This is a genomic window from Arthrobacter sp. SPT-J7 (assembly GCF_059089965.1).
The window spans coordinates 1-21,233 of record NZ_JBNHFF010000033.1 but is presented as its reverse complement, the minus strand read 5'-3'; the positions used below and the strand labels follow the sequence as shown (position 1 = coordinate 21,233).

At 66.1% G+C, this 21,233-nt stretch carries 23 protein-coding genes; 17 read left to right on the top strand and 6 right to left on the bottom strand.

Annotated elements, in window-relative coordinates:
* Positions 1 to 65 precede the first annotated feature (65 nt).
* Together AC5RWX_RS20350 and AC5RWX_RS20345 are read right to left on the bottom strand one after the other, a co-directional pair.
* Complete coding sequence (locus tag AC5RWX_RS20350; protein WP_494098128.1) at positions 66 to 755, bottom strand: LuxR C-terminal-related transcriptional regulator; 690 nt, start codon at positions 753 to 755, stop codon at positions 66 to 68.
* A complete protein-coding gene (locus AC5RWX_RS20345; RefSeq protein WP_494098127.1) occupies positions 752 to 2,185 on the bottom strand; it encodes an ATP-binding protein in 1,434 nt (477 codons plus the stop codon). The genes AC5RWX_RS20350 and AC5RWX_RS20345 overlap by 4 nt, the downstream gene beginning before the upstream one ends.
* A 124-nt stretch (positions 2,186 to 2,309) precedes the next feature.
* Between AC5RWX_RS20345 and AC5RWX_RS20340 the strand changes: the two genes are divergently transcribed.
* The 9 genes from AC5RWX_RS20340 to AC5RWX_RS20300 all read left to right on the top strand — a co-directional run bounded on the left by AC5RWX_RS20340 (position 2,310) and on the right by AC5RWX_RS20300 (position 10,264).
* Positions 2,310 to 3,863 (top strand): PspC domain-containing protein, encoded by a 1,554-nt coding sequence (locus AC5RWX_RS20340; RefSeq protein ID WP_494098126.1) that lies wholly within the window; start codon positions 2,310 to 2,312, stop codon positions 3,861 to 3,863.
* A gap of 1 nt (position 3,864) precedes the next feature.
* Entirely contained in the window at positions 3,865 to 4,149 is a 285-nt protein-coding gene (locus AC5RWX_RS20335; protein WP_494098125.1) for a hypothetical protein, read from the top strand.
* Positions 4,150 to 4,152: 3 nt separating this feature from the next.
* Positions 4,153 to 4,410 carry a PspC domain-containing protein gene (locus tag AC5RWX_RS20330; RefSeq protein WP_494098124.1) on the top strand — a complete coding sequence of 86 codons (258 nt, stop codon included), beginning with the start codon at positions 4,153 to 4,155 and terminating at the stop codon, positions 4,408 to 4,410.
* 154 nt (positions 4,411 to 4,564) lie between these two features.
* On the top strand, positions 4,565 to 5,530 hold the full coding sequence (locus AC5RWX_RS20325) for an ABC transporter ATP-binding protein (protein WP_494098123.1): 966 nt from the start codon (positions 4,565 to 4,567) through the stop codon (positions 5,528 to 5,530).
* A complete protein-coding gene (locus tag AC5RWX_RS20320) occupies positions 5,527 to 6,384 on the top strand; it encodes an ABC transporter permease (RefSeq protein WP_494098122.1) in 858 nt (285 codons plus the stop codon). The genes AC5RWX_RS20325 and AC5RWX_RS20320 overlap by 4 nt, the downstream gene beginning before the upstream one ends.
* A gap of 97 nt (positions 6,385 to 6,481) precedes the next feature.
* Positions 6,482 to 7,735: a sensor histidine kinase gene (locus tag AC5RWX_RS20315; protein ID WP_494098121.1), complete on the top strand. Its 1,254-nt coding sequence runs from the start codon at positions 6,482 to 6,484 to the stop codon at positions 7,733 to 7,735.
* Positions 7,732 to 8,361: a response regulator gene (locus tag AC5RWX_RS20310; protein ID WP_494098120.1), complete on the top strand. Its 630-nt coding sequence runs from the start codon at positions 7,732 to 7,734 to the stop codon at positions 8,359 to 8,361. Before AC5RWX_RS20315 ends, AC5RWX_RS20310 begins: the two co-directional genes overlap by 4 nt.
* 97 nt (positions 8,362 to 8,458) lie before the next feature.
* Positions 8,459 to 9,484 (top strand): ATP-dependent 6-phosphofructokinase, encoded by a 1,026-nt coding sequence (locus AC5RWX_RS20305; protein ID WP_494098119.1) that lies wholly within the window; start codon positions 8,459 to 8,461, stop codon positions 9,482 to 9,484.
* Between the two features lie 63 nt (positions 9,485 to 9,547).
* Positions 9,548 to 10,264: a GNAT family N-acetyltransferase gene (locus tag AC5RWX_RS20300; RefSeq protein WP_494098118.1), complete on the top strand. Its 717-nt coding sequence runs from the start codon at positions 9,548 to 9,550 to the stop codon at positions 10,262 to 10,264.
* Positions 10,265 to 10,339: 75 nt separating this feature from the next.
* Here AC5RWX_RS20300 and AC5RWX_RS20295 read toward each other — a convergent pair whose 3' ends face one another.
* The 4 genes from AC5RWX_RS20295 to AC5RWX_RS20280 all read right to left on the bottom strand — a co-directional run bounded on the left by AC5RWX_RS20295 (position 10,340) and on the right by AC5RWX_RS20280 (position 13,502).
* Positions 10,340 to 10,774, bottom strand: a complete 435-nt coding sequence (locus AC5RWX_RS20295) for an ankyrin repeat domain-containing protein (protein WP_494098117.1) — start codon at positions 10,772 to 10,774, stop codon at positions 10,340 to 10,342.
* On the bottom strand, positions 10,771 to 11,856 hold the full coding sequence (ygfZ, locus tag AC5RWX_RS20290; RefSeq protein WP_494098116.1) for a CAF17-like 4Fe-4S cluster assembly/insertion protein YgfZ: 1,086 nt from the start codon (positions 11,854 to 11,856) through the stop codon (positions 10,771 to 10,773). Before ygfZ ends, AC5RWX_RS20295 begins: the two co-directional genes overlap by 4 nt.
* 100 nt (positions 11,857 to 11,956) lie before the next feature.
* Positions 11,957 to 12,565, bottom strand: coding sequence for a nitrobindin family protein (locus AC5RWX_RS20285; protein WP_461172091.1), 609 nt, complete (start codon positions 12,563 to 12,565; stop codon positions 11,957 to 11,959).
* A gap of 169 nt (positions 12,566 to 12,734) precedes the next feature.
* Positions 12,735 to 13,502, bottom strand: a complete 768-nt coding sequence (locus AC5RWX_RS20280; RefSeq protein WP_494098115.1) for a permease — start codon at positions 13,500 to 13,502, stop codon at positions 12,735 to 12,737.
* A 338-nt stretch (positions 13,503 to 13,840) separates the two neighbouring features.
* Here AC5RWX_RS20280 and AC5RWX_RS20275 point away from each other — a divergent pair, with 338 nt between their 5' ends.
* The 8 genes from AC5RWX_RS20275 to AC5RWX_RS20240 all read left to right on the top strand — a co-directional run.
* Complete coding sequence (locus AC5RWX_RS20275; RefSeq protein ID WP_163161846.1) at positions 13,841 to 14,539, top strand: winged helix-turn-helix transcriptional regulator; 699 nt, start codon at positions 13,841 to 13,843, stop codon at positions 14,537 to 14,539.
* Positions 14,540 to 14,587: 48 nt separating this feature from the next.
* A complete protein-coding gene (gene mshD, locus AC5RWX_RS20270) occupies positions 14,588 to 15,556 on the top strand; it encodes a mycothiol synthase (RefSeq protein ID WP_494098114.1) in 969 nt (322 codons plus the stop codon).
* A gap of 129 nt (positions 15,557 to 15,685) precedes the next feature.
* The gene (locus tag AC5RWX_RS20265; protein WP_494098113.1) at positions 15,686 to 17,935 is read left to right on the top strand and encodes an RNA degradosome polyphosphate kinase; all 2,250 of its coding nucleotides are present in this window, start codon (positions 15,686 to 15,688) and stop codon (positions 17,933 to 17,935) included.
* An 11-nt stretch (positions 17,936 to 17,946) separates the two neighbouring features.
* Complete coding sequence (locus AC5RWX_RS20260) at positions 17,947 to 18,918, top strand: NUDIX hydrolase (protein WP_494098112.1); 972 nt, start codon at positions 17,947 to 17,949, stop codon at positions 18,916 to 18,918.
* Between the two features lie 45 nt (positions 18,919 to 18,963).
* A complete protein-coding gene (locus tag AC5RWX_RS20255; RefSeq protein WP_494098111.1) occupies positions 18,964 to 19,767 on the top strand; it encodes a thymidylate synthase in 804 nt (267 codons plus the stop codon).
* A complete protein-coding gene (locus tag AC5RWX_RS20250; RefSeq protein ID WP_494098110.1) occupies positions 19,764 to 20,348 on the top strand; it encodes a dihydrofolate reductase in 585 nt (194 codons plus the stop codon). Before AC5RWX_RS20255 ends, AC5RWX_RS20250 begins: the two co-directional genes overlap by 4 nt.
* 2 nt (positions 20,349 to 20,350) lie before the next feature.
* On the top strand, positions 20,351 to 20,569 hold the full coding sequence (locus AC5RWX_RS20245) for an NF038396 family protein (protein ID WP_494098109.1): 219 nt from the start codon (positions 20,351 to 20,353) through the stop codon (positions 20,567 to 20,569).
* 107 nt (positions 20,570 to 20,676) lie between these two features.
* Positions 20,677 to 21,233 (top strand): aspartate-semialdehyde dehydrogenase (locus AC5RWX_RS20240; RefSeq protein ID WP_494098108.1); only part of this gene is annotated, 557 nt, incomplete at its 3' end.

Below are 21,233 nucleotides of genomic sequence, written 5' to 3'. Positions count from 1 at the left end.
CCCATCCCTCTCCTTAGGAGAGTGATGGGGCGTTCCGGTTTAAGGCCCGAAAGGTGATGGCGCGTTTAGAGGAGGCGGCGTTCGGCGGCCCACTTGGTGAGCTCGTGCCGGCTGGAGAGCTGCAGCTTGCGGAGCACGGCGGACACGTGCGTTTCCACGGTCTTGATGCTGATGAACAGTTCCTTGGCCACTTCCTTGTAGCTGTAGCCGCGGGCGATGAGGCGCATGACCTCAAGCTCCCGGGCGGAGAGCTTATCCAGTTCGTCGTCGGCGATGTCTGCGGGGGCGGTGCCAAAAGCGTCCAGGACGAAGCCTGCGAGCCGCGGGGAGAAGACGGCGTCCCCGCCGGCAACCCGGTACACGGCGTCGGTGATCTCTGCCCCCGAGATGGTCTTGGTGACGTAGCCGCGCGCTCCCGCCCGGATCACGGCCACGACGTCCTCCGCCGCGTCCGAGACACTGAGGGCAAGGAACCTGGTGGTGGACAGCAGGCCAACGGAGCCGGCGATGACTTCGCGGCCCCCGCCTCCAAGTCCGCCAGGCAGGTGGACATCCAGCAGCACCACGTCCGGGCGCTCCTGGGCGATCACGGCGATGGCCTGCTCCACCGTCGCCGCCTCGCCCACCACCTGGATACTGGGATCCAGGTCCGCCTTCAGGCCAGAGCGGAAAATCGCGTGATCATCCACAATCACCACCCGGGCGGACCTGGCGGTTCGGACGGGACCGGTACCCGCTCCCTGCGTTGCGTTCATGGTTTGCCTTCCGTGCTGTCCTCCGGCGCGGCGGGGAAGCCCAGCCGCACCTCCGTGCCTTCACTGGTACTGGTGATCGCGGCCGTGCCGCCGTGCCGGTTCATCCTGCCGATGATGGACTCCCGCACCCCAAGCCTGTCCTCCGGCACGTCCTGCAGTTCAAAGCCCGGGCCCCGGTCCTTGACAAAGACGTCCGCACGTCCGGCGGCTGCCTCCAGATAGACCGAGACGGTCCCGCCACCGTGGCGGGAAGCGTTGAGCATGGCCTCGCGGCTCGCCTGGATCAGCGCTTCATGGCCCTCGGTGACGGCCGTGTCCCCCACACTGACCACTTCGACGGCGTTGCCCAGCAGGTCTTCCACTTCGGCGGCCACCGCCTTGATCCGGTCTGACAACTGCCCGGCGTCCTTGCCGGGATCCGCAAACAGCCAGCCCCGCAGCTCCCGCTCCTGGGCTCGGGCCAGCCGGACCACGTCATGCTCATTGGCAGCCCTCCGCTGGATAAGGGCCAGCGTCTGCAGCACGGAGTCATGAAGGTGGGCGGCGATCTCGGCCCGCTCGGTTTCCCGGATCCTGCCTGCGCGCTCCGCTTCCAGGTCACGCCAAAACTTCAGCGCCCACGGCAGCAGGACCAGCACCACCCCGCCGAGGACGGCCACTGACGCCAGCAGCGCCAGCCACGTCTGTTCCCAGGAACCGGATCCCGACACCATCACCAGAACGCCCGCCACCACCAGCGCCAGGCCTGCCGCCAGCCGGGCCCAGCCACCGGCCTGGTCAGCTTTGGTCTTATCCACCAGCCCTGCGCGCCGGGTTTCATCCAGCTGCATCCAGGCGATGGAAGCCCCGCCAAGGACTGCCGCCGCCGGGATCAGCGTGCCCAGGGGAACGTCCACGCCCAGGAGTTGGGCGATCAGGATGCCCGCCACCAGGAGCAGCCCCACCCCGAGCAGGATCTCCTTGCCATAGCGCATGTCCTGGAACCTGAACCAGGGCCTGGCGTTTTCGGAAGTGTGCCCTGCGGCCTCCCCAAGTGCCGGATCACCGCCGCCAGCGGGAGGGACTGTGGCAGGACCAGGGCCGCCACCGGCCCTCCCGGGCAGGGCCGTTCCGGGCAGCGCATCGCCGGGGCCGGCCTGGGCCGTGGTCCCGGGGACGGCGGCCGGAACGTTCCCACCGCTTACCGCCGGTGCAATGGGCGACGCCGGCCGGCGCGCCTGCCGTCGGGCGCTTTCGTCTGCGGTGGGCACCATGATCCACAGCCAGGCATAGAAGGCGACGCCGGCCCCGCCTGCCAGCGAAGCGAGCACCATCGCCACCCGTACGTTGCGGACGGGCCACCCCAGATGCGCGGCCAGGCCGGAGCAGACACCCGCGATAAAGCGGTCGCTGCGGCGGACCAGCGGGGGGCGGGCAGGGACGGTTGTCATGGATCAATCCAAGCACGGATCAGGGTTCCCAGGACCGCGCTCCGGCCGGAACCGGGGGCCACTCAGGGGACGTTCAGGGTGTCCCCCAGTAGAGCCGAAGCCCCGCGGACGGAAGGATCGAGGTATGAACTCGCAAACCCCCACCCCAGACGACGGCCAGCCAACGGAGCCCCTCCCCAAGCGGGAAAACGAACACCCCACGAAACCCCTGGTGCCGTCTGCCACCCCGTCGGCGTCGGACCAGAATCCGGAGCAGGATTCCGCCCAGGACTCCGCCCAGGATTACCCGGCGCAGGACACCTCCGGCGGGCCCTCCGCCGGCCCCTACTCCAGCCACAGCAGCTCAAGCCAGAACACCGGCGGCTACGCCTACGCAGGAATGCCCAGCCAGCAGACAGACTTTTTCGGTTGGGTCCGCAGCCACGGCATCACCCGAGGGCAGGACCGCTGGATTGGCGGCGTCTCCAGTGGCATCGCCCACCGCATGGGCATCGACCCGCTGATCGTGCGCGGCGTCTTCATCGTCCTCACCCTATTCGCCGGCATCGGCGTGCTTGCCTACGGCCTGGCGTGGGCCTTCCTGCCCGAGCCCGATGGCAGAATCCACGTCCAGGAGGCCGGCGCCGGCCGGTGGACCAGCGGCATGACGGGTTCCCTGATCGCCGTCATCCTCGGCTTCAGCGGACTGGGCGGGGGCTTCTGGGGCTGGGGCAACCACGGCTTCGGCGCCTTCCTCTGGACCATCTTCTGGGTTGGCGGCGCCATCTACCTGATCTACTACCTGGCGCAGCGGAACAAGGCGGCCGTTGGAACACCGGCGAGCGCAGCGGCCGGCACCACCTCCTACGCAAGCAATGCTTACCCCGGCACCACCGCTTACTCCGCAGCTGCTTCCACCGGAACCACTCCTCCTTACTCAGACGTTGCGGGCACCGGTCCTTTCACCGGCAGCCCGTACGGCGGCAGCGGGTCCGGAAGCGGATGGAACAACGGAGGCACCGGCGGCACCCGGCAACCGCAGGGTCCCCCACCTGCACCGAAGGTACATCCCGCAGGTCCCGGCACCCCCGCCGTCGCGATCGCAGCCGGCAGCGCCCTGATCGCCGGCGCGGGACTGAAAGCGCTGGACGTCACCAACGTCATCGACCTTGGCGATTCCACCAACGCCATCGCCTGGGCCAGCGCAGCGGCCGTCCTGGGCATCGGCATCCTCATCATGGGCTTCCGCGGCCGGACCTCCGGCATCCTCTCGTTTTTCGCGGTGGCGGCCCTGATCATCGGCGGAATCTTCAACGTGGTGGGCAACGACGGCGACCGGGTCCGCTTCCAGCAGGTCGACTGGACGCCCACCAGCATCCAGCAGGCGAGCGACGGGCTCAACATCACGGCAGGAAACGGCACCGTTGACCTCACAGAACTGGCCGGAAGCGCCCCGCTCCAGTCAGAAGTCCTGGTCCCGCTGGACTTCACGGCCAGTAACGTCACGGTGGTCATTCCTGACACCGTGCCCGTGGACATCCGGTCCGACATGACCCTCGGCAACTTGACCGAAGGGGGGAGCCAGCGCGGCGGGACCACCACACGGGAAAGCAGCTACAACACCGACAAGGCCGGCAGCCCCCTGGTGATCCAGATCGACGGCACCGTCAGCAACGTCATCATCAAGGAAGGTAACTGACATGAGCAGCCACACTCCGGACCCGGACCCGTACGTTCCGGAAAGCACGACGACGGCACGCACCAACTCTGCCCCTCCGTCCGGGGCGCGGGTGGGAACGGTGGTCTGGGGACTGATCGTTGTGGCCCTCGCCGCCCTGATTATCGTCGCGCAGCTGGGCATCGTCGCCCTGAACGGAACCTATGTCGTGATAGGGCTCATGATCGGAGCCGGCGCGGCCCTGGTGATCGGCGGACTCCTCTCCGCCCGGAAACGTGACAACAGTCCTACAACAGTGGAGTCTTGAGCCATGGACAAGTTTTTCAGCATCGTCAGGGGCCTTGGCCTACAACGCGGACCGCAGCGCTGGCTGGGAGGTGTTCTGGGAGGCATCGCCGCCAAGCTCAACGTGGACGTGGCCTATGTCCGCATCGCTTTCCTCCTCTTCTGCCTGCTGCCCGGCCCGGCCGTTATCTTCTACCTCCTGGCCTGGGTGGTCCTGCCGGACCAGCGCAACGTCATCCCGCTCCAGACGTTCCTCGACCGCCGGTCCCTGAACCGTCCCTGAGAACGCCCCTTGGTACGCCAAGGAAGGCCCCCACTTCCATTCCCGGGAGCGGGGGCCTTTGACGTGTTTTGCTCCGGAGTCAACCACCCGGTGGACGGCAGGTTCAACCGGTCGGGCGTGCCGCCGGGGGAACCGGCAGTGCCACGCTGTAGGCATGAACCCACCAGTGCCTGATCCCGGCCCGATCCACGAAGCCATCACGGTCCGGAACCTGAGCAAAAACTACAGGCAGCCCAAGGGCGGAACCCTCGCCGCCGTTGACCAGCTCGAGCTCACCATCCGGTCCGGCGAAACGTACGCCCTCCTCGGCCCCAACGGTGCCGGTAAATCCACCACCATCGAAATCCTGGAAGGCCACCGGCGCCCTGACGGCGGTGAAGTCCGGGTGTTGGGCACCGACCCTTGGAAGGCACCACCGGCCTTCAGGGCCCGGATCGGCATCGTCCTCCAGGAAGCATCGGATGCCGGCGAGTTGCGGGTGCACGAGGCACTCAGCTCCCTTGCCGCCTGCTTTCCGGCACCGCGGCCTGTGGCTGAAGTCATCGAAGCAGTAGGGCTTGGCGGGAAGGAGGCGGCGCGGATTTCCACTCTTTCCGGCGGCCAGCGCCGACGGCTGGACGTGGCACTCGGAATTATCGGGCGCCCTGAGGTCCTGTTCCTGGACGAACCGACCACGGGTTTCGACCCTGCGGCCCGCCGCCAGTTCTGGGAGCTGATCAGGGACCTGGGCAGCGGCGGCACCACCATCGTCCTGACCACCCATTACCTTGACGAAGCAGAGCAGCTCGCGGACCGGATAGGAGTGATCAACCATGGACGCCTGATCGCCGAGGGGGCGCCGGATCAGATCGGCGGCGCTGGCCTCCGCGTGCCCCGTGTCCGGTGGCGGGACGGCGGCGGCATGCATGAGGAGATCACTGAGAGCCCTGCCGCCCTGGTTAATGAGCTGTCCGACGGCGGCACCAGGGAACTCCCGGAGCTGGCTGTTGTCCGGCCCAGCCTTGAGGACATTTACCTGCAGCTGATCGGCGCCGCGGACCAGTCGGGGCCTGACGCCCCGGCCGGAAACGCAAGCAGCAAAGAACACACTACTGCGGCCGCCCAGGGAGTCCTGTCGTGAGCACTGTTCCCGCAACCCCAGCGCAGGCCATCCCGGCTTGGAAACCGTCAGTCCTGGGACTGGGTCTTCGTCGCGCCGCACTGGAGATCAGGCTATTCAACCGGGATGTGCTTTCCCTGGTGCTGGTGCTGTTCTTCCCCATCCTCATGCTGTCCCTCTTTGGAACAGTCTTCGGTGACGAGCCCACCTTCGGGGCCGGTCCCAACGGCGAGGGGGGAATCATCCCTGCCCACTACTACCTGCCAGGGATGCTCGCCCTCAGCACCATCCTGAGCGGATTCCAGAACCTCAGCACCTACGTGGCCACGGAGCGCTTCAACGGAACGGTGAAGCGCCTTGCCGGGACGCCCCTCCCGGCCGCGTCCTACTTCCTGGGCAAGACCGGCCAGACGCTGTACCTGATCGCCGCCCAGACTGTGCTGCTCCTCCTGGCAGCGCGCTTCCTCTTCGATGTCCCGCTGCCAAGCGAGGCTGGCCCCTGGCTCCTGGTGGTTGCGCTGATGGTCCTGTCGACGGCGGCGTGGGCCACTGTGGCCATCGCCTTCACGGCAGTCCCAAAATCAGCCCAAAGCGCCTCGACTCTTGCCGTGCTTCCGGTGCTGCTTCTCTCCTTCACCTCCGGCGTGTACTTCCCGTTCTCGCAGCTTCCGGAGTGGCTGCAGGCGGTGACGAATTTCTTCCCGCTGCGCTGGACCGCCAGCGCCTTCAGGTCTGTTTTCCTGCCCGCCGGGTTTGAGGCGGTGGAACCAGGCGGCGGATACGACCTGCCCATGACGTTCCTGGTGCTGGGGGTCTGGGCGGTGGCCGGCGCCGTGCTGGCGCGGCTGGCCTTCAGGTGGCCGCCGCAAAAGTGAGTCCGCCAGCGCTGTCCCGGCCAGGCACCGGGAGAGGCACCGGGACAGCCAAGGAAACCGGGTTGGATGGATTCTGCGGCCCGGATAGGGTGCACACATGAGCAACCTCGGCGGCCGGACCGAACGGCTGCTTCCCGCACGTTCGGTGTGGTCCACCTCCATGGTCTGGTGGCACGTAGGGTTCTACGCGGCGCTGGCAAGCCTGACGTACCTGGCCCTTTTGGGCCAACCCCTGACACCCGGAACACCCTGGGTTGTGGCGGCCCTGGTCCTGCTGGGCGCCGTGTATCCATTCCTGACCCGGGCCCGGGATCTTCGAACCAACCGGCCGGTGGTCTACGTCGCGGTCCTGGTCACCGTTGTGGTGTTCCTGTCCTTCGTCCACGACGGCGCCGGTGCCCTGCTGTTTGTCGCCTTCCCGCAGGTCTGGATGTTCACGGCCTCACAACGTCAGGGGGTGGTGGCCACAGCGGTGCTTTGCCTCGGTGTCGCGGCCGGACAAATAAGCCGCTTCGGCCTGGGGTCGCAGATTTACGGCATTTCCGCTCAGCTGGTCACTTCCTTTGTGGCAAGCTGCATGATCGGGCTCTGGATCTCCAAGGTCATCGAGCAGAGCGAACAACGTGCCGAGCTACTGGCAGAGCTTGCAGCAACACGGGCCGATCTCGGTGCCGCAGAACAAGCCCGCGGGGCTTTGGTGGAACGCGAACGCATGGCGCGGGAAATCCACGACACCCTGGCCCAAGGCTTCACGTCCATCGCCATGCTGTCCGAGGCCGCACAAGCGCAACTCCGGCGCGAGGGGCCCGCGGAGCTGAAGGACACGCTTGCGGCCATCTCCAGAACTGCGCGTGACAACCTTGCCCAGGCGCGGTCCCTGGTGGCCTCCGGCATTGCCACGGATGTCCAGGGCGGTGACCTGCTGGCCGCCCTGAGGCGCCTGCCGCAGAGCCTCCACCTTGAGGGTGTCCGGCTGTCCGTGGACGTTCCGGACACCCTTCCAGCGCTCTCCTCTGCGGAGCAGGTGGCCTTGCTTCGGACTGCCCAGGAGGCGCTGAACAATGTGCGGCGGCATTCGGGAGCCGCACACGCCTGGCTGGAAGTCTGTACTGAAACCGCCAAGATTCCGCGGCTGCGGCTGACGGTCCGCGACGACGGACACGGCTTCGACCCCGCCGAAGCCCATGGCGGCTTTGGCCTGAAGTCCATGTCCGCCCGGCTGGAAGAAATCGGCAGCCAACTGCACGTGGAGTCATCCGAAGCCGGGACCCTGCTCACCGCCGTCGTCCCTGTTTCGCTGCCCGGGTACCCGTCCAGCGGGCAGGACCTGCAGAAGGAAAGCACACCATGACCCAGCCACCCATCCGTGTGCTCCTGGCGGACGACCATCCCGTGGTCCGCGGCGGCCTCGCCGCGCTGCTCAGCACTGCGGCCGGAATCGAGGTAATCGCGGACGCGTCCGACGGACGGGAGGCAATGGCGGCCGTGGGGGAACACCGGCCGGACGTGGTGCTGATGGACCTGCGGATGCCCGTGCTGGACGGGGCCGGGGCAACAGAACAAATCCGCGTCCGCTTCCCCGACACCAAGGTATTGATCCTCACGACGTACGACGGCGACGCGGACATTGTCCGTGCCGTCGAGGCAGGCGCCGTCGGCTACCTCCTGAAGGATTCCCCCGGCGACGTGATCATCGACGCCGTTTTTGCCGCTGCCCGCGGTGAGACCGTGCTGGCGCCGCCGGTGGCTGCCCGCTTGGTATCGCGGCTCCGGGCACCGGAGCGGCCGCAGCTGACGCCCCGGGAAGTGGAGGTCCTGCGTTGCGTATCGCAGGGACTAAGCAACGCCGAAGCCGCGGCCCGGCTGCACATCGCAGAGGCCACGGTGAAAACCCATCTCCTGCGGGTGTTCCACAAGCTTGACGTGGATGACCGGACCCGGGCAGTGGTCATCGCCCTGGAGCGGGGCCTTTTGTAACCGGTTTGTGTCGTACCCCACACCCACCACTAGACTCTATGTGAGCTCAGCGTGGCGCTCTGCCTGTACACCTTCTCTCCAGGATTTGAGCCGAGACATGAAAATTGGAATTCTCACCAGCGGTGGCGACTGCCCCGGACTGAACGCCGTGATCCGCGGAGCCGTCCTCAAAGGCATTGCCATCCACGGTCATGAATTCGTGGGGTTCCTTGACGGCTGGCGCGGCGTCGTCGAGGGCGACATCATCGACATCCCCCGCACTATGGTCCGCGGTATCGCCAAGCAAGGCGGCACCATACTTGGCACCTCGCGCACCAACCCCTTCGAAAACGGCGGCGGACCCGAGGTCATCAAAGCCCACATGCACCGGCTGGGCATAGACGCCATCATCGCGATCGGCGGTGAGGGAACCCTGGCGGCTGCCAAGCGCCTCACCGATGCCGGCCTGAAGATCGTAGGCGTTCCCAAGACCGTGGACAACGACCTCGACGCCACGGACTACACCTTCGGCTTCGACACCGCCGTCCAGATCGCCACCGAAGCCATCGACCGGCTCCGGACCACCGGAGAATCCCACCACCGCTGCATGATCGCCGAAGTCATGGGCCGCCACGTGGGCTGGATCGCCCTCCACGCCGGCATGGCCGCCGGCGCACACGCCATCCTCATCCCGGAGCAGAAGGTCAGCATCGACCAGATCACCGAATGGGTGAAGGAAGCCCATGCCCGTGGCCGCGCGCCGCTGGTTGTTGTGGCCGAAGGATTCGTGCCTGAGCACATGGAAACCCCGCACTCCGAACGCGGCTTGGACACCTTTGGCCGGCCCCGCCTGGGCGGCATCGCAGACCAGCTCGCCCCGGAACTTGAAGCCCGCACCGGCATCGAAACCCGCGCCACCATCCTGGGCCATATCCAGCGCGGCGGAGTGCCGTCCGCCTTCGACCGCGTCCTGGCCACGCGGCTGGGCATGGCGGCCATCGACTCGGTGGTGGAAGGCTACTGGGGCACCATGGTGGCACTGAAGGGAACGGACATTGAGCACGTAGGTTTCCAGGAGGCCCTCGGCCAGCTCAAGACCGTTCCGCAGAACCGCTATGACGAAGCCGCCGTCCTGTTCGGCTGAGGTGCCCTGCTCAGCTGAGGTGTCCTGCCCGGTGAGGCCCCCTGCCCGCCCTAGGCTGGGAGTATGACACTTGACCCCGGTTCTGCCGCCATCATCCAGCTTGCCTGGGCCCGGCGCCTGGGACTTGACGACGACGCCTTCGGAACTGCCCTGGCCTCCGGGGAGCGGATCGTCCGCGCCGACGAATCGGCGCGGACCGTAGAGTTCGTGCGGCTCTTCGGCAGTTCAGCACTGGTGGGCCCGCAGTGGGTCATTGATGCCGCCGAGGGCATTTCCGATGCGGAGATGGCCCAGCACGTCACGCTCCTGACGCTGACCCGGTCCCACGGCGGCCACGGCCTGGGCGCTGCGGCGTTGTTCTTCGCCGACGACCTGCCCCTGCAGCAGCCCCCGGAAGAGATGACGGTGTCCCACGGCAACCCCGAGGCCATCGAGCTGGAGGGCCGCTGCCCGCCTGATGACGTCAACGAGGTTGGCCTGTCCGACCTCGAGAACCGCTACACCATCGTCCACGAAGTCGACGGGCGCCGCGTACCGCTGGCCTGCGGGGCCTACTCCGAGTGGGTGGGCCTGCTGGCCCACCTGGGCGTGCTGGTGGACCCGGAATGGCGGCGCCGGGGCCTGGGCTCGCTCGCCGTCTCCATCGCTGCCCACGAGGCACTGTCAGCCGGCCTTACACTGCAGTGGCGGACGGACGTCAGCAACACCGGGTCCCTGGCGCTGGCCCGGAAGCTCGGCCTGTCAGCGGGCGGGATCCAGACCAGCGTCCACCTTGGCTGACGGCGCAGGCCCGCTCCTGCCCCGGCCCTGAACCAGGCTGGGGCATCTAAGAGAAGCCTGCGACGGCCGCCTCAACTAGCCCAGGAGATCCAGGATGTCCTTCCGCGCGAACATCTGGGCGGCTGCGCGTGCTGTGGGCTCACCCGCGTCCGGGTCCGCTCCGGCATCCAGCAGGACCCGGGCAACGTCGGTGTAGCCCTTGAACGCCGCTCCGGCGAGCGGAGTCTGGCCGCGGTCGTTGGCGGTGTCGGCCTCAGCGCCGTGTTTCAGGATGAGCTGAACGGTCTCCGCGTGGCCATGGTAGGCAGCGAGCATCAGGAGGGAATCCCCGGCGGAATTGGTCAAGGTGGCGGGAGCGCCGGCGTCGAGATAGGCACGCAGCAGCGCAGTGTCCCCTTCCCTGGCCGCCTGGAAAAGCGTATGCGCCAAAGCCACGGCCTCGTCGTCAGGCCCTCCCTGGCCTGCAGGCGGGTCGGACGGCGCGGCGTTGGTTCCGGCGTTGTCAGTCATGAGCGTGGCCCCTTGAGGAATCCGGTCTGGCGCCCCACTACCTGGCCGGCGTCGGGGGCAACGATAAGTTCCTGGGCGGCAGGATAAGGCTCCTCGCCATCCAGAACCGTCAGTATTTCATCCGCACCCACCGAACGCTTTATGACTGCCAGGGCAACCGGGCCCATCTCGTAATGCTGGGCCACCGAGGTGACCGTCCCCACCTTCCGCTCCCCCACAAGCACCGGGCTTCCAGCCTGGGGCAGGGTGTGCTGCGATCCGTCCAGCTGGAGGAACACAAGCCGGCGCGGCGGGTGCCCGAGGTTGTGCACGCGCGCGATCGTCTCCTGTCCCTTATAGCAGCCCTTGGCCAGGTGTACTGCCGTGCGGAGGAGGTCCAGCTCATGCGGAATGGTCTTGTCATCCGTTTCAGCGCCGATCCGGGGGCGCCACGCCGCCAGCCGCAGCGCTTCGGCGGCGAGGACTCCGGCGAGCTGGCGGTCGGCTGCCCGCTGTTCCAGGTCTGCGGCCGGTACCAGATACTCAAACCATGGCCGCTCCAGCCCTGGATGGCTGGCTTCGGGGACGGTGGCATAGGAGTAGCCACCGGCTGCCACGTTGGGCCAGGGGTCCTGCCACACCAGCAGCTCCGACCACTCCGGAATGGCCCTGGTGCTGCCCAAGACGGCCCAAGAGGAGGAGGCGTCTGCAATTTCCACCCGCAGCATGAACTTCATCCGGTTCAGGAATTCGGCCAAGGGGGCTGCTTCGGCGGCTTCAATGATCAGCCAGGTGGTGGCGCCGTCGTCAATCACCCGGGCGTCGAAATCGATCCTGCCCTGCACACTCAGGAGGAGAAGTTCGCTTGACTCCCCGGGCTGGAGGCCGGCCACCTGCTGCGAGGAGAGGGTGTTGAGCCAGGTCAGCCTGTCCGGCCCGGTGACTGTGACAATGCCGCGGTGGGAAAGGTCGACGACGGCGGTACCGGCAGCGAGTGCGCGCTGCTCGCGCAGCGGCTCACCATAGTGGGATGCAACGCCGGCGTCCGCGCCGGTTGCCTCAACGGCTCCAGGGCGCGACAACAGAGGGCTGGGAGTAGTCATATGTAGTAGAAGTCCTTGGAGGTCGGCAGTATTCCGGATTCTCGAGATCCGGCCGGGTTTGCCAGCCTACGGCTTTCCGTCCGGAAATGACCGGGAGGGGTCAGGAGACTTTCTTGAGGAAGGCGGAGGCGTGCGCTTCCAGTCCCTTGCCCTCTTTGCCGCCAACGGCAACATCCCACCGCCACAGCAGGTTCCCGTCCACCAGGCCGAAGATACGGGTGGCGGCGCTGTAGTCCTTTGAGTGGCTCCCGCGCATCACCATATCCGTGGTGAGCTGGATCTGCGGTCCCTTAATCTGTCCGTAGTACAGCTCGGAGATCCCGCCTGGATGCGAAATGGACACCGAGATGTCGAAGCCGCCCTCGCTGTTGCGGAGGGCTTCCACCTCATCGGCACTCTTCAATGCGGGAACGATGTCCGCCGGAATCAGGCCCGGGCCGCCGTCAGCGTCGAGTTGTTTGCGCTCCAGTGCCCAGAAGCCGGTCTCAACGGTCAGCGGCCGCAAACGCGTGCCGTCGTCATCCGTCAACCAGCTCTCCGCGCGGTACTGGAGATAGGGCAACCCGTTGTGGGTGAAGGACACGTGCTGCAGGAAGTGTTCCGAGTCCTCGTCCCCGGTGCCCAGCCGGCCGCGGCCCTCCCACTCACCAATGAGCCAGGAAAGCGGGACAAGTTCTGGGGTCAAGTCGGTGGGAATCTCAATCGGCACAGCATTTACCTCGGAAAACGGCTAGCTCCGGAAAGGGTCTACTTCTGGCCTTTGAACAGGCGGTAGACCACAAAGCCGGCAAACCACGCCATGGACAGGCTCGCGATGCCGAGCAGGACAAGGAAGAAGATTTCAAAAGCAAGTACGGACATGATGCCATCCTAACGCGTTAGTAGATGAGGAGTTTGTCTATGAAGTAAGCCAGGGAACCCACCGCCGAGACAGGCGCCAGCCCAATGCTAAGGGCAGCAGGAACATTAATTGGAGCGCCGCGGAGCGTCACGAGCCGGCGGAAGCTGACCAGGACCGCACCTACCACCACACCAAAAATGGCGGCCGGCAGGACTTCGATATCGGAGAGCACCAGCCCGGCGAGCGGACCGGCAAGTCCCGCAAGGACGATGCCCAGGGGCGCAACAATACTGTCCGGCCACCTGATCAATCCTGCCAGCAGGGCAACTGCCGCGCTGATGGCCGCCACCAGCAGCATCTCCCGCACCCCGTTAAACCGGGCGCCGGCAATCCAGCCTGCGCCCAGGCAGGCCAGCAACACTCCGGCCGAGCAGCCGAGCGTTGATTCCAGCCGTTGCGCCTGCCCTGTTCCGCGGATGAGCTGCACCACAAAAACAGCCATGATTCCGAGCGCAATAAAGGGCGGCGTCCAGTCGAGGTAGCCGGGAGCAGGGGCGTAAGCGGCAGCGAGCGCCGACCCGGCACCGGCCAGGGCAATTACCGCCGCGAGCGTTTTTTTGGCGGGAATCCGGAGAAAGTGCGGCCAGCCGATGCCCACCGCGACCGCAATGGCCATGGCAACAGCGACAAGGGCCTCTCGGGACGTGTAGACCCCTGCGATGATAGCCGCCAGCCCGGCGATGCCCACCACCCCGATGGTCCACGAGCCCAGGGAGCGCACGGGGGCCTGCAGTTCCGCCGTCATGCGGATCCCGAGCCGGGCTTAGTCTGTGCACTCACTGCGCTGCATCCCATCCTGCGTTGACCTTGGAAGGCGGTCCGCCCTCAGTGGCAGGGCACATCGGGCCCTGCCACAATCCTGCCTTATATGAACGGCTTATGTCGCAAAACGTACCCTGCTCGGCGACGAATCCGTGGCGTCGACGGGGCCTGAGGGTATACTCGGAGCTCAGCTAAGTTCCCTGCTGAAGTGGCCGGACCGCTGTCTTTGGCAGAGTCCCAAACCGGGGCAGGGAGCCAGTACCGGCCGGTGAAAATCCGGTTCAGTCGCCCAACGATGCGCGGACGGCCCTTGGAGGAACAATGTCGCACATCCTGTTACTGACGAACAGCACCGGTTCTTCGGTGGACATCCTGCCTGCCTTGGAATTGCTGAACCACCGGGTCCATATCCTGCCCGCCGAGCCAACCGCCCTGCTGGAGACGGACCCCTGCGACATTGTGCTGCTGGATGCCCGCAAGGACCTGGTTGGCGCCCGTTCCCTCACCCAGCTCCTGAAGGCCACCGGCCTGAGCGCCCCGCTGGTGTTGATCCTGACCGAAGGCGGCATGGCTGCTGTCTCCTCCGCCTGGGCCGTGGACGACATCGTGCTGGAATCTGCCGGGCCCGCCGAGGTTGAGGCCCGCATCCGGCTGTCCGTGGCCCGGGCCGTCCCCGAGCAGGAGGACACGCCCTCGGAGATCCGCGCGGCCGGGGTCGTCATTGATGAGGCGAGCTACACCGCCCGCGTGAACGGGGCACCCCTGAACCTGACGTTCAAGGAATTCGAGCTCCTGAAGTACCTGGCGCAGCACCCCGGCCGGGTGTTCACCCGGCAGCAGCTGCTCACCGAGGTGTGGGGCTATGACTACTACGGCGGCACCCGCACCGTGGATGTTCACGTCCGGCGCCTGCGCGCCAAGCTGGGCGCCGACCATGAAAACCTCATCAGCACTGTCCGCAATGTCGGCTACCGGCTCACCCTGGTCCGGCAGCAGGAAGACGAGCTGACGGAAGCCTGAGCCGGCGGCCGCGGTCCGGTAGCCGACGATCCCGTATAGCCTTGCCTCATGACTTCAGCGCACCCTGAGAAGTGGCCCGTCCATGTTGTCCAAGGCGGTGTTGACCGGCAACTTTTGAAGGACTGCAGCGATCTCCTGGCCGCGGCGGAAGAGTCGGACGGCAACCCGTCCATCTCGGAGCAGACCCTCATCAGCATGCGCGCCGGCGATTCCGCGGAGCATAAGCTGCTGACCCTGGCGCTGTATGCACCGGACGAAGACTCTGATCCGTCCTCCGGCCAGGACCTTGCGGGTTTCGCTGCGGTGGTCGAAGAGCCCGACGGCAACGGCGTGGTCGAAATCGCCGTGCACCCCAGCTACCGCAACCAGGGTGTCGCCGACCGCCTCGTTGGTGCCCTTCAGGACCGGCGCGGGCTGCAGGGGCTGAAGGCCTGGTCCCACGGCAACCACGAGGCGGCGGCGGACCTGGCCGCCCGCTACGGCTTCGTCCCGGTTCGGGAGTTGTGGAAGATGCGGATGACGACGGCGGCGGCGGACCTTCCCGACGCCGCCCTTCCGGACGGCGTTTCGATCCGCGCGTTTGTGCCCCGTCAGGATGAGGATGCCTGGCTGGCGGCGAACCGCGCCGCGTTCTCCCACCACCCTGAGCAGGGCAGCCTCACCCGCGCCGACCTTGATGCCAGGATGGCTGAGGACTGGTTTGACCCCGCCGGTTTCCTCCTCGCCGTGGACGGGCAAGGCCGGCTGCTGGGATACCACTGGACCAAGGTGCATCCCAGCCACGGCACCCACCCTGCCATCGGTGAAATCTACGTGGTGGGTGTAACCCCGGAAGCCCAGGGCTCGGGCCTGGGCAAGGCTTTGACGGTGGCGGGCATCAAGTACCTGCAGGACCTGGGGCTGCACGCGGTCATGCTGTACGTCGACGCCGACAACACCCCGGCGGTCTCCCTCTACCGGCGGCTGGGCTTCACGCGGTGGGACATGGACGTGATGTACGGCCCGGCAGCGGGTTAGTCCAATCTCCTGACGCAACCGCCGGCAGGCGCTAAATCAAAGGCCCCCGGGCACTGAATGCTTGTAAGGTTGAAACAGAACCGCGCAGGCCGGAAACGGCAGCATCAAGCGCCAGGTAAAGGAGATGCCATGAACCCGGAACCATCCGGAGCAGCCACGTCCCAAGAGACTCCAGTCCCCGTGCGCGCCCGCTTCGGCTCCTCGGAGGTTCCGGCGTCGCGCGCCACACAGGACCGGATCGACATTCCGGATTTCGCACCCAACCTGGAACCCGAGGGCGACATCCGGCCGGACCGTTTCCTTGACCGGGAGCTGAGCTGGCTCAGCTTCAACTCCAGGGTCCTGGAACTTGCCGAAGACGCTTCCCTGCACCTCCTGGAACGGGTCAGCTTCCTCTCCATCTTCGCGTCAAACCTGGACGAGTTCTTTATGGTCCGCGTAGCCGGTTTGAAGCGGCGCATCGCCACCGGACTTGCTGTTCCCTCCCCCGCAGGCCTAAGCCCGGTGGAAGTGCTGGAGAAAATCGGCGAGGAGGCCCACCGGCTCCAGCAGCGCCACGCCCAGGTCTTCGCAGAACAGATCCGACCGGCCCTGGCGTACGAGCACATCCACCTCATGCACTGGGACGAACTGGATGACGCGGCCAAGCAGCAGCTCAGCCAGATGTTCGCCGAAAAGGTGTTCCCCATCCTCACCCCCCTGGCGGTGGACCCGGCACACCCGTTCCCCTACATTTCGGGCCTTTCCCTGAACCTGGCTGTTGTGGTGCGGAACCCCGTCAGCGACAAGGAACTGTTCGCCCGCGTCAAGGTGCCGGACCAGCTGCCGCGGCTCATATCCATCGACGGCCCGCGCGCCGGTGCGGTGGCAGGCCGGGTGGCGCGCTTCATCGCGCTTGAGGAAGTCATTGCCGTTCACCTGGACAAGTTGTTTGCCGGGATGGAGGTCCTGGAGCACCACACCTTCCGCGTCACCCGGAACGAGGACGTGGAGGTTGAAGAGGACGACGCCGAGAACCTGCTGCAGGCGCTCGAAAAGGAATTGCTGCGCCGCCGCTTCGGCCCCCCTGTCCGGCTTGAGGTCACCAATGACATCAACCCCAACATCCGGGCGCTTCTGATCCGCGAACTAGGCGTTGAGGAATCCGAGGTCTACTCAGTCCCGGCCCCGCTCGACCTCCGGGGCCTGTCGGTCATTGCGGGCATCGACCGCGCCGACCTGCACTACCCCAAGCATGTTCCGCACACCTCCCGGTACCTGAACGAGTCCGAGACCTCCAAGGCTGCCAACGTCTTCGCCGCGATGCGCCGCCGCGACATCCTGCTCCACCACCCGTACGACTCGTTTTCCACCTCGGTCCAGGCTTTCCTTGAGCAGGCCGCAGCGGACCCCAAGGTGCAGGCCATCAAACAGACCCTCTACCGCACCTCCGGCGACTCCCCCATTGTTGACGCCCTGATCGATGCCGCCGAAGCCGGCAAGCAGGTCCTGGCCCTCGTGGAGATCAAGGCCAGGTTCGATGAGCAGGCGAACATCTCCTGGGCCCGCAAGCTGGAACAGGCCGGCGTGCACGTGGTGTACGGCATCGTGGGCCTGAAGACCCACTGCAAGCTCTCGCTGGTTGTGCGGCAGGAAGTGGACGGGTTGCGGCGCTATTGCCACATCGGCACCGGCAACTACCACCCGCGGACAGCCCGCTACTACGAGGACCTGGGCCTCCTGACGGCGAACGACCAGGTGGGCGAGGACCTTTCAAAGCTCTTCAACCAGCTCTCCGGCTACGCCCCCAAGTCGACCTTCAAGCGGCTTCTCGTTGCTCCACGTTCAGTCCGTTCCGGGCTGATCGACCGGATCGAGACCGAGATCCGGAACGCCCGGGCTGGGCTGCCGGGCCGGGTCCAGATCAAGGTCAACTCGATGGTCGACGAGGCCATCATCGATTCGCTGTACCGGGCGTCCCAGGCCGGGGTGAAGGTGGACGTCGTGGTCCGCGGCATCTGCTCGCTGCGCCCGGGCGTGCCGGGGCTCAGTGACAACATCACCGTCCGCTCCATCCTGGGCAGGTTCCTGGAGCACTCCCGCGTGTTCGCCTTCGCTAACGGCGGTGATCCGGTGGTGTACATCGGCTCAGCGGACATGATGCACCGAAACCTGGACCGCCGGGTGGAGGCGCTCGTCCAGTTGGCAGCGCCCGATGACGTCAACTACGTCCTGGACCTGATCCGCCGTTACATGGCTCCGGAGACGGCGAGCTGGCACCTGGACAACGAGGGGAAGTGGTCGCGTCACCACCTGGGCGACGACGGCAGGCCGCTTGAGGACGTCCAGTCCTTCCTGCTGGCATCCCGTCCGCGTCAGCGCAGCCTGAGCCGACGGTAAGGGCAGCTGTTTTGTCGAGCGACGCACTTGTAGCTGACCAGACAGACCACCCAGGCGAACCGGTAGCTGTTACTGCTGCAGGCGCCCTCCCGTGGCGGGTCACCAAGGACAAGCTTGAAGTCCTCCTGATCCATCGGCCCCGTTACGATGACTGGTCGTGGCCAAAGGGCAAGATTGACGACGGTGAGACCATCCCGGAGTGTGCCGTTCGGGAGGTTCAGGAAGAGATCGGGCTCGCCGCCCAGCTGGGTATACCGCTGCCGCCAATCCACTATCACGTGGCTTCCGGCCTGAAGGTGGTGCATTACTGGGCCGTCAAAGTCAACGGCAGTGGACGGCTGGTACCTGACGGCAAAGAGGTGGACAGCGTGATGTGGTGCGCCCCGGATAAGGCGGCCAGGTTGCTTTCCAACCCGTCCGACGTCGAGCCCCTTGAGTACTTGCGGCAGGCCCATGAGCGCCGGGAACTGGACACCTGGCCCCTTCTGGTGGTCCGCCATGCAAAAGCAAAACCCCGCTCGTCCTGGACCAAGGCGGAGGGCGAGCGGCCGCTGGCTGCTACCGGAACCCGGCAGGCGCAGGCTGTTGGCCGACTGCTTCAGGCGTGGAAGCCACCCCGGGTTGTCACCAGTCCATGGCTCCGGTGCGTCGCCACCGTGGCGCCTTACGCCAAGGCTGCTGGGGCCAAAGTGAAACTGGCGGAAGCCCTCACGGAACAACGGCATGAGCGGAACCCCAAGAAGACTGCGGGCGTCATCGAGGGCCTTCTCGACAAGCAGCGTGCGGTAGCCGTTTGCACCCACCGCCCTGCCCTGCCCACCGTTTTCGGGCAGCTGTCCAAGCACATGCCGCCGCACCTGGCCGCCCTCCTGCCGGTGGAGGAACCGTACCTGTCCCCCGGTGAGCTGGTGGTGTGCCATGTGGCTCCGGGCGGAAAAACCCGGATCGTGGCCGTGGAACAGTTCAAGCCCTTCGACGACTAGGTGCGGCTGCGCTGCTGGCGTTGGCAACCAAAGTAGACTTGAGCCGTGAGCATCCCAACGCCTTATGAAGACCTCCTGCGCGATGTCCTGGCTTCCGGCACGCACAAATCGGACCGGACCGGAACCGGAACCACCAGTGTTTTCGGGCGCCAAATGCGCTTTGACCTCGCCAAGAGCTTCCCCCTGATCACCACCAAGCGGGTCCATTTCAAGTCCGTGGCAGTAGAGCTCCTGTGGTTCCTGCGCGGCGAGACGAACGTGAAATGGATGCAGGACCAGGGTGTCACCATCTGGAACGAGTGGGCCGACGCCGACGGCGACCTTGGCCCTGTCTACGGTGTCCAGTGGCGCAGCTGGCCCACCCCGGACGGCGGGCATATTGACCAGATCGCGGAACTCATCGCGAACCTGAAGTCCAACCCGGACTCCCGCCGGCACATTGTCTCGGCCTGGAACGTTGCCGAACTCAACGACATGGCATTGCCGCCGTGCCATGCGTTTTTCCAGTTCTACGTTGCGGACGGCAAGCTCTCCTGCCAGCTGTACCAGCGCTCCGCGGACATGTTCCTGGGCGTGCCGTTCAACATCGCCTCTTACGCGCTGCTCACGTGCATGGTGGCACAGCAGGTGGGGCTCGAGCCGGGCGAGTTCGTCTGGACCGGCGGCGACGTGCACGTGTACGAGAACCACATGGACCAGGTCCTCAAGCAGCTGGACCGGGAGCCGTACGAATACCCGCAACTAAAGATCTTCCGCAAACCCGCCTCGATTTTTGACTACACGCTGGAGGACTTCGAAGTGGTGGGTTACCAGCACCACCCCACGATCAAGGCACCGATCGCGGTATGAGCACGGAAAACTCGACCGATCCCCAGTCCTTCACCGAGGAACTGGCCGCGTCGGTGACGGGCGTGGGACTGGTATGGGCTCAGACGCCCGACGGGATCATCGGCAAAGACGGCGACATGCCCTGGCACCTGCCCGAGGACCTGAGGCACTTCAACCGGCTGACCATGGGCCACCCGGTGGTTATGGGCCGCAAGACCTGGCTGTCGTTTCCGGAGAAGTACCGCCCCCTGCCCGGCCGGACCAATATCGTGATCACCCGGCAGAAAAGCTGGGCCGATACGCCCGAGGCGGAGGGCGCCGTCGTGGTCCCTTCCCTCAACGACGCACTGCTGGAATCCCAGTTCGTCAACGGCGGCGAAACAGTCTGGATCCTGGGCGGCGGCGAAATTTTCAGCCAGTCCACCGAGCTCGCCAACGTCGCAGTGGTCACTACCATCGACGTCGATGCCGACGGCGACACTTTCGCCCCCCAGCTTGGCACCAGTTGGGAAGCCGCAGCCTCCGTCCCGCCGGACGGGTGGCTGACGGCCGCCAACGGCACGCGCTACAGATTCACTAAATGGTCAAGGACTGAGGGGTAGACATGTTGAAGAAACCGGAAACCCTCTTTGTTCTGGGCTACATGCTGCTCCCCCTGCTGGCGCTGCTGTCCGCCATCGTGGGGCTCACCATGATCCTGGGCGGCAACAAAATCGCCGGAGCCATCGTGCTGGTGGTGGTGACCCAGGTGTTCGCCTTCGGCGCCTTCTTTGCCCTTCGCGCCCGTAAGGCCGCCGTGGTGGAGGACAGCGACCGCGGCTAGGTCCGGGACACATTCTCGGGAAGCGCCGGCGGCGCGTCGGGTGCGGGCAGCTGCCAGAGTGACGTAACCGACTGCGTCCTGCCTGTCCCGAAGTCTAAACTGGTCTAATGACTACAGCAGCTACCCCTTCCGTCGGCCTGGTCGGATGGCGCGGTATGGTCGGTTCCGTCCTCATGCAGCGCATGCAGGACGAGGGCGACTTCGCCAACATCAACCCGGTGTTTTTCTCCACCTCCAACGCGGGAGGTGCCGCGCCGTCACTTGCTGGAACAGCAGAAGGCAGCGCAGGCAAGCTCGAGAACGCGTTCGACATCGACACCCTCGCGAAGCTGCCCATTATTGTTACCGCCCAGGGCGGCGACTACACCAAGCAGGTCCACGGCGAGCTCCGCAGCCGCGGGTGGGACGGCCTCTGGATCGACGCCGCGTCCACCCTGCGCATGAACGAGGATTCGATCATCGTCCTGGACCCGATCAACCGGGACGTTATCGACAAGGGCCTGGTGAACGGCACCAAGGACTTCATCGGCGGCAACTGCACCGTGTCCTGCATGCTCATGGGCCTCGGCGGGCTGTTCAAGAACGGCCTGGTGGAGTGGGGCACCTCCATGACCTACCAGGCTGCCTCCGGCGGCGGGGCCCGGCACATGCGCGAGCTCCTCAG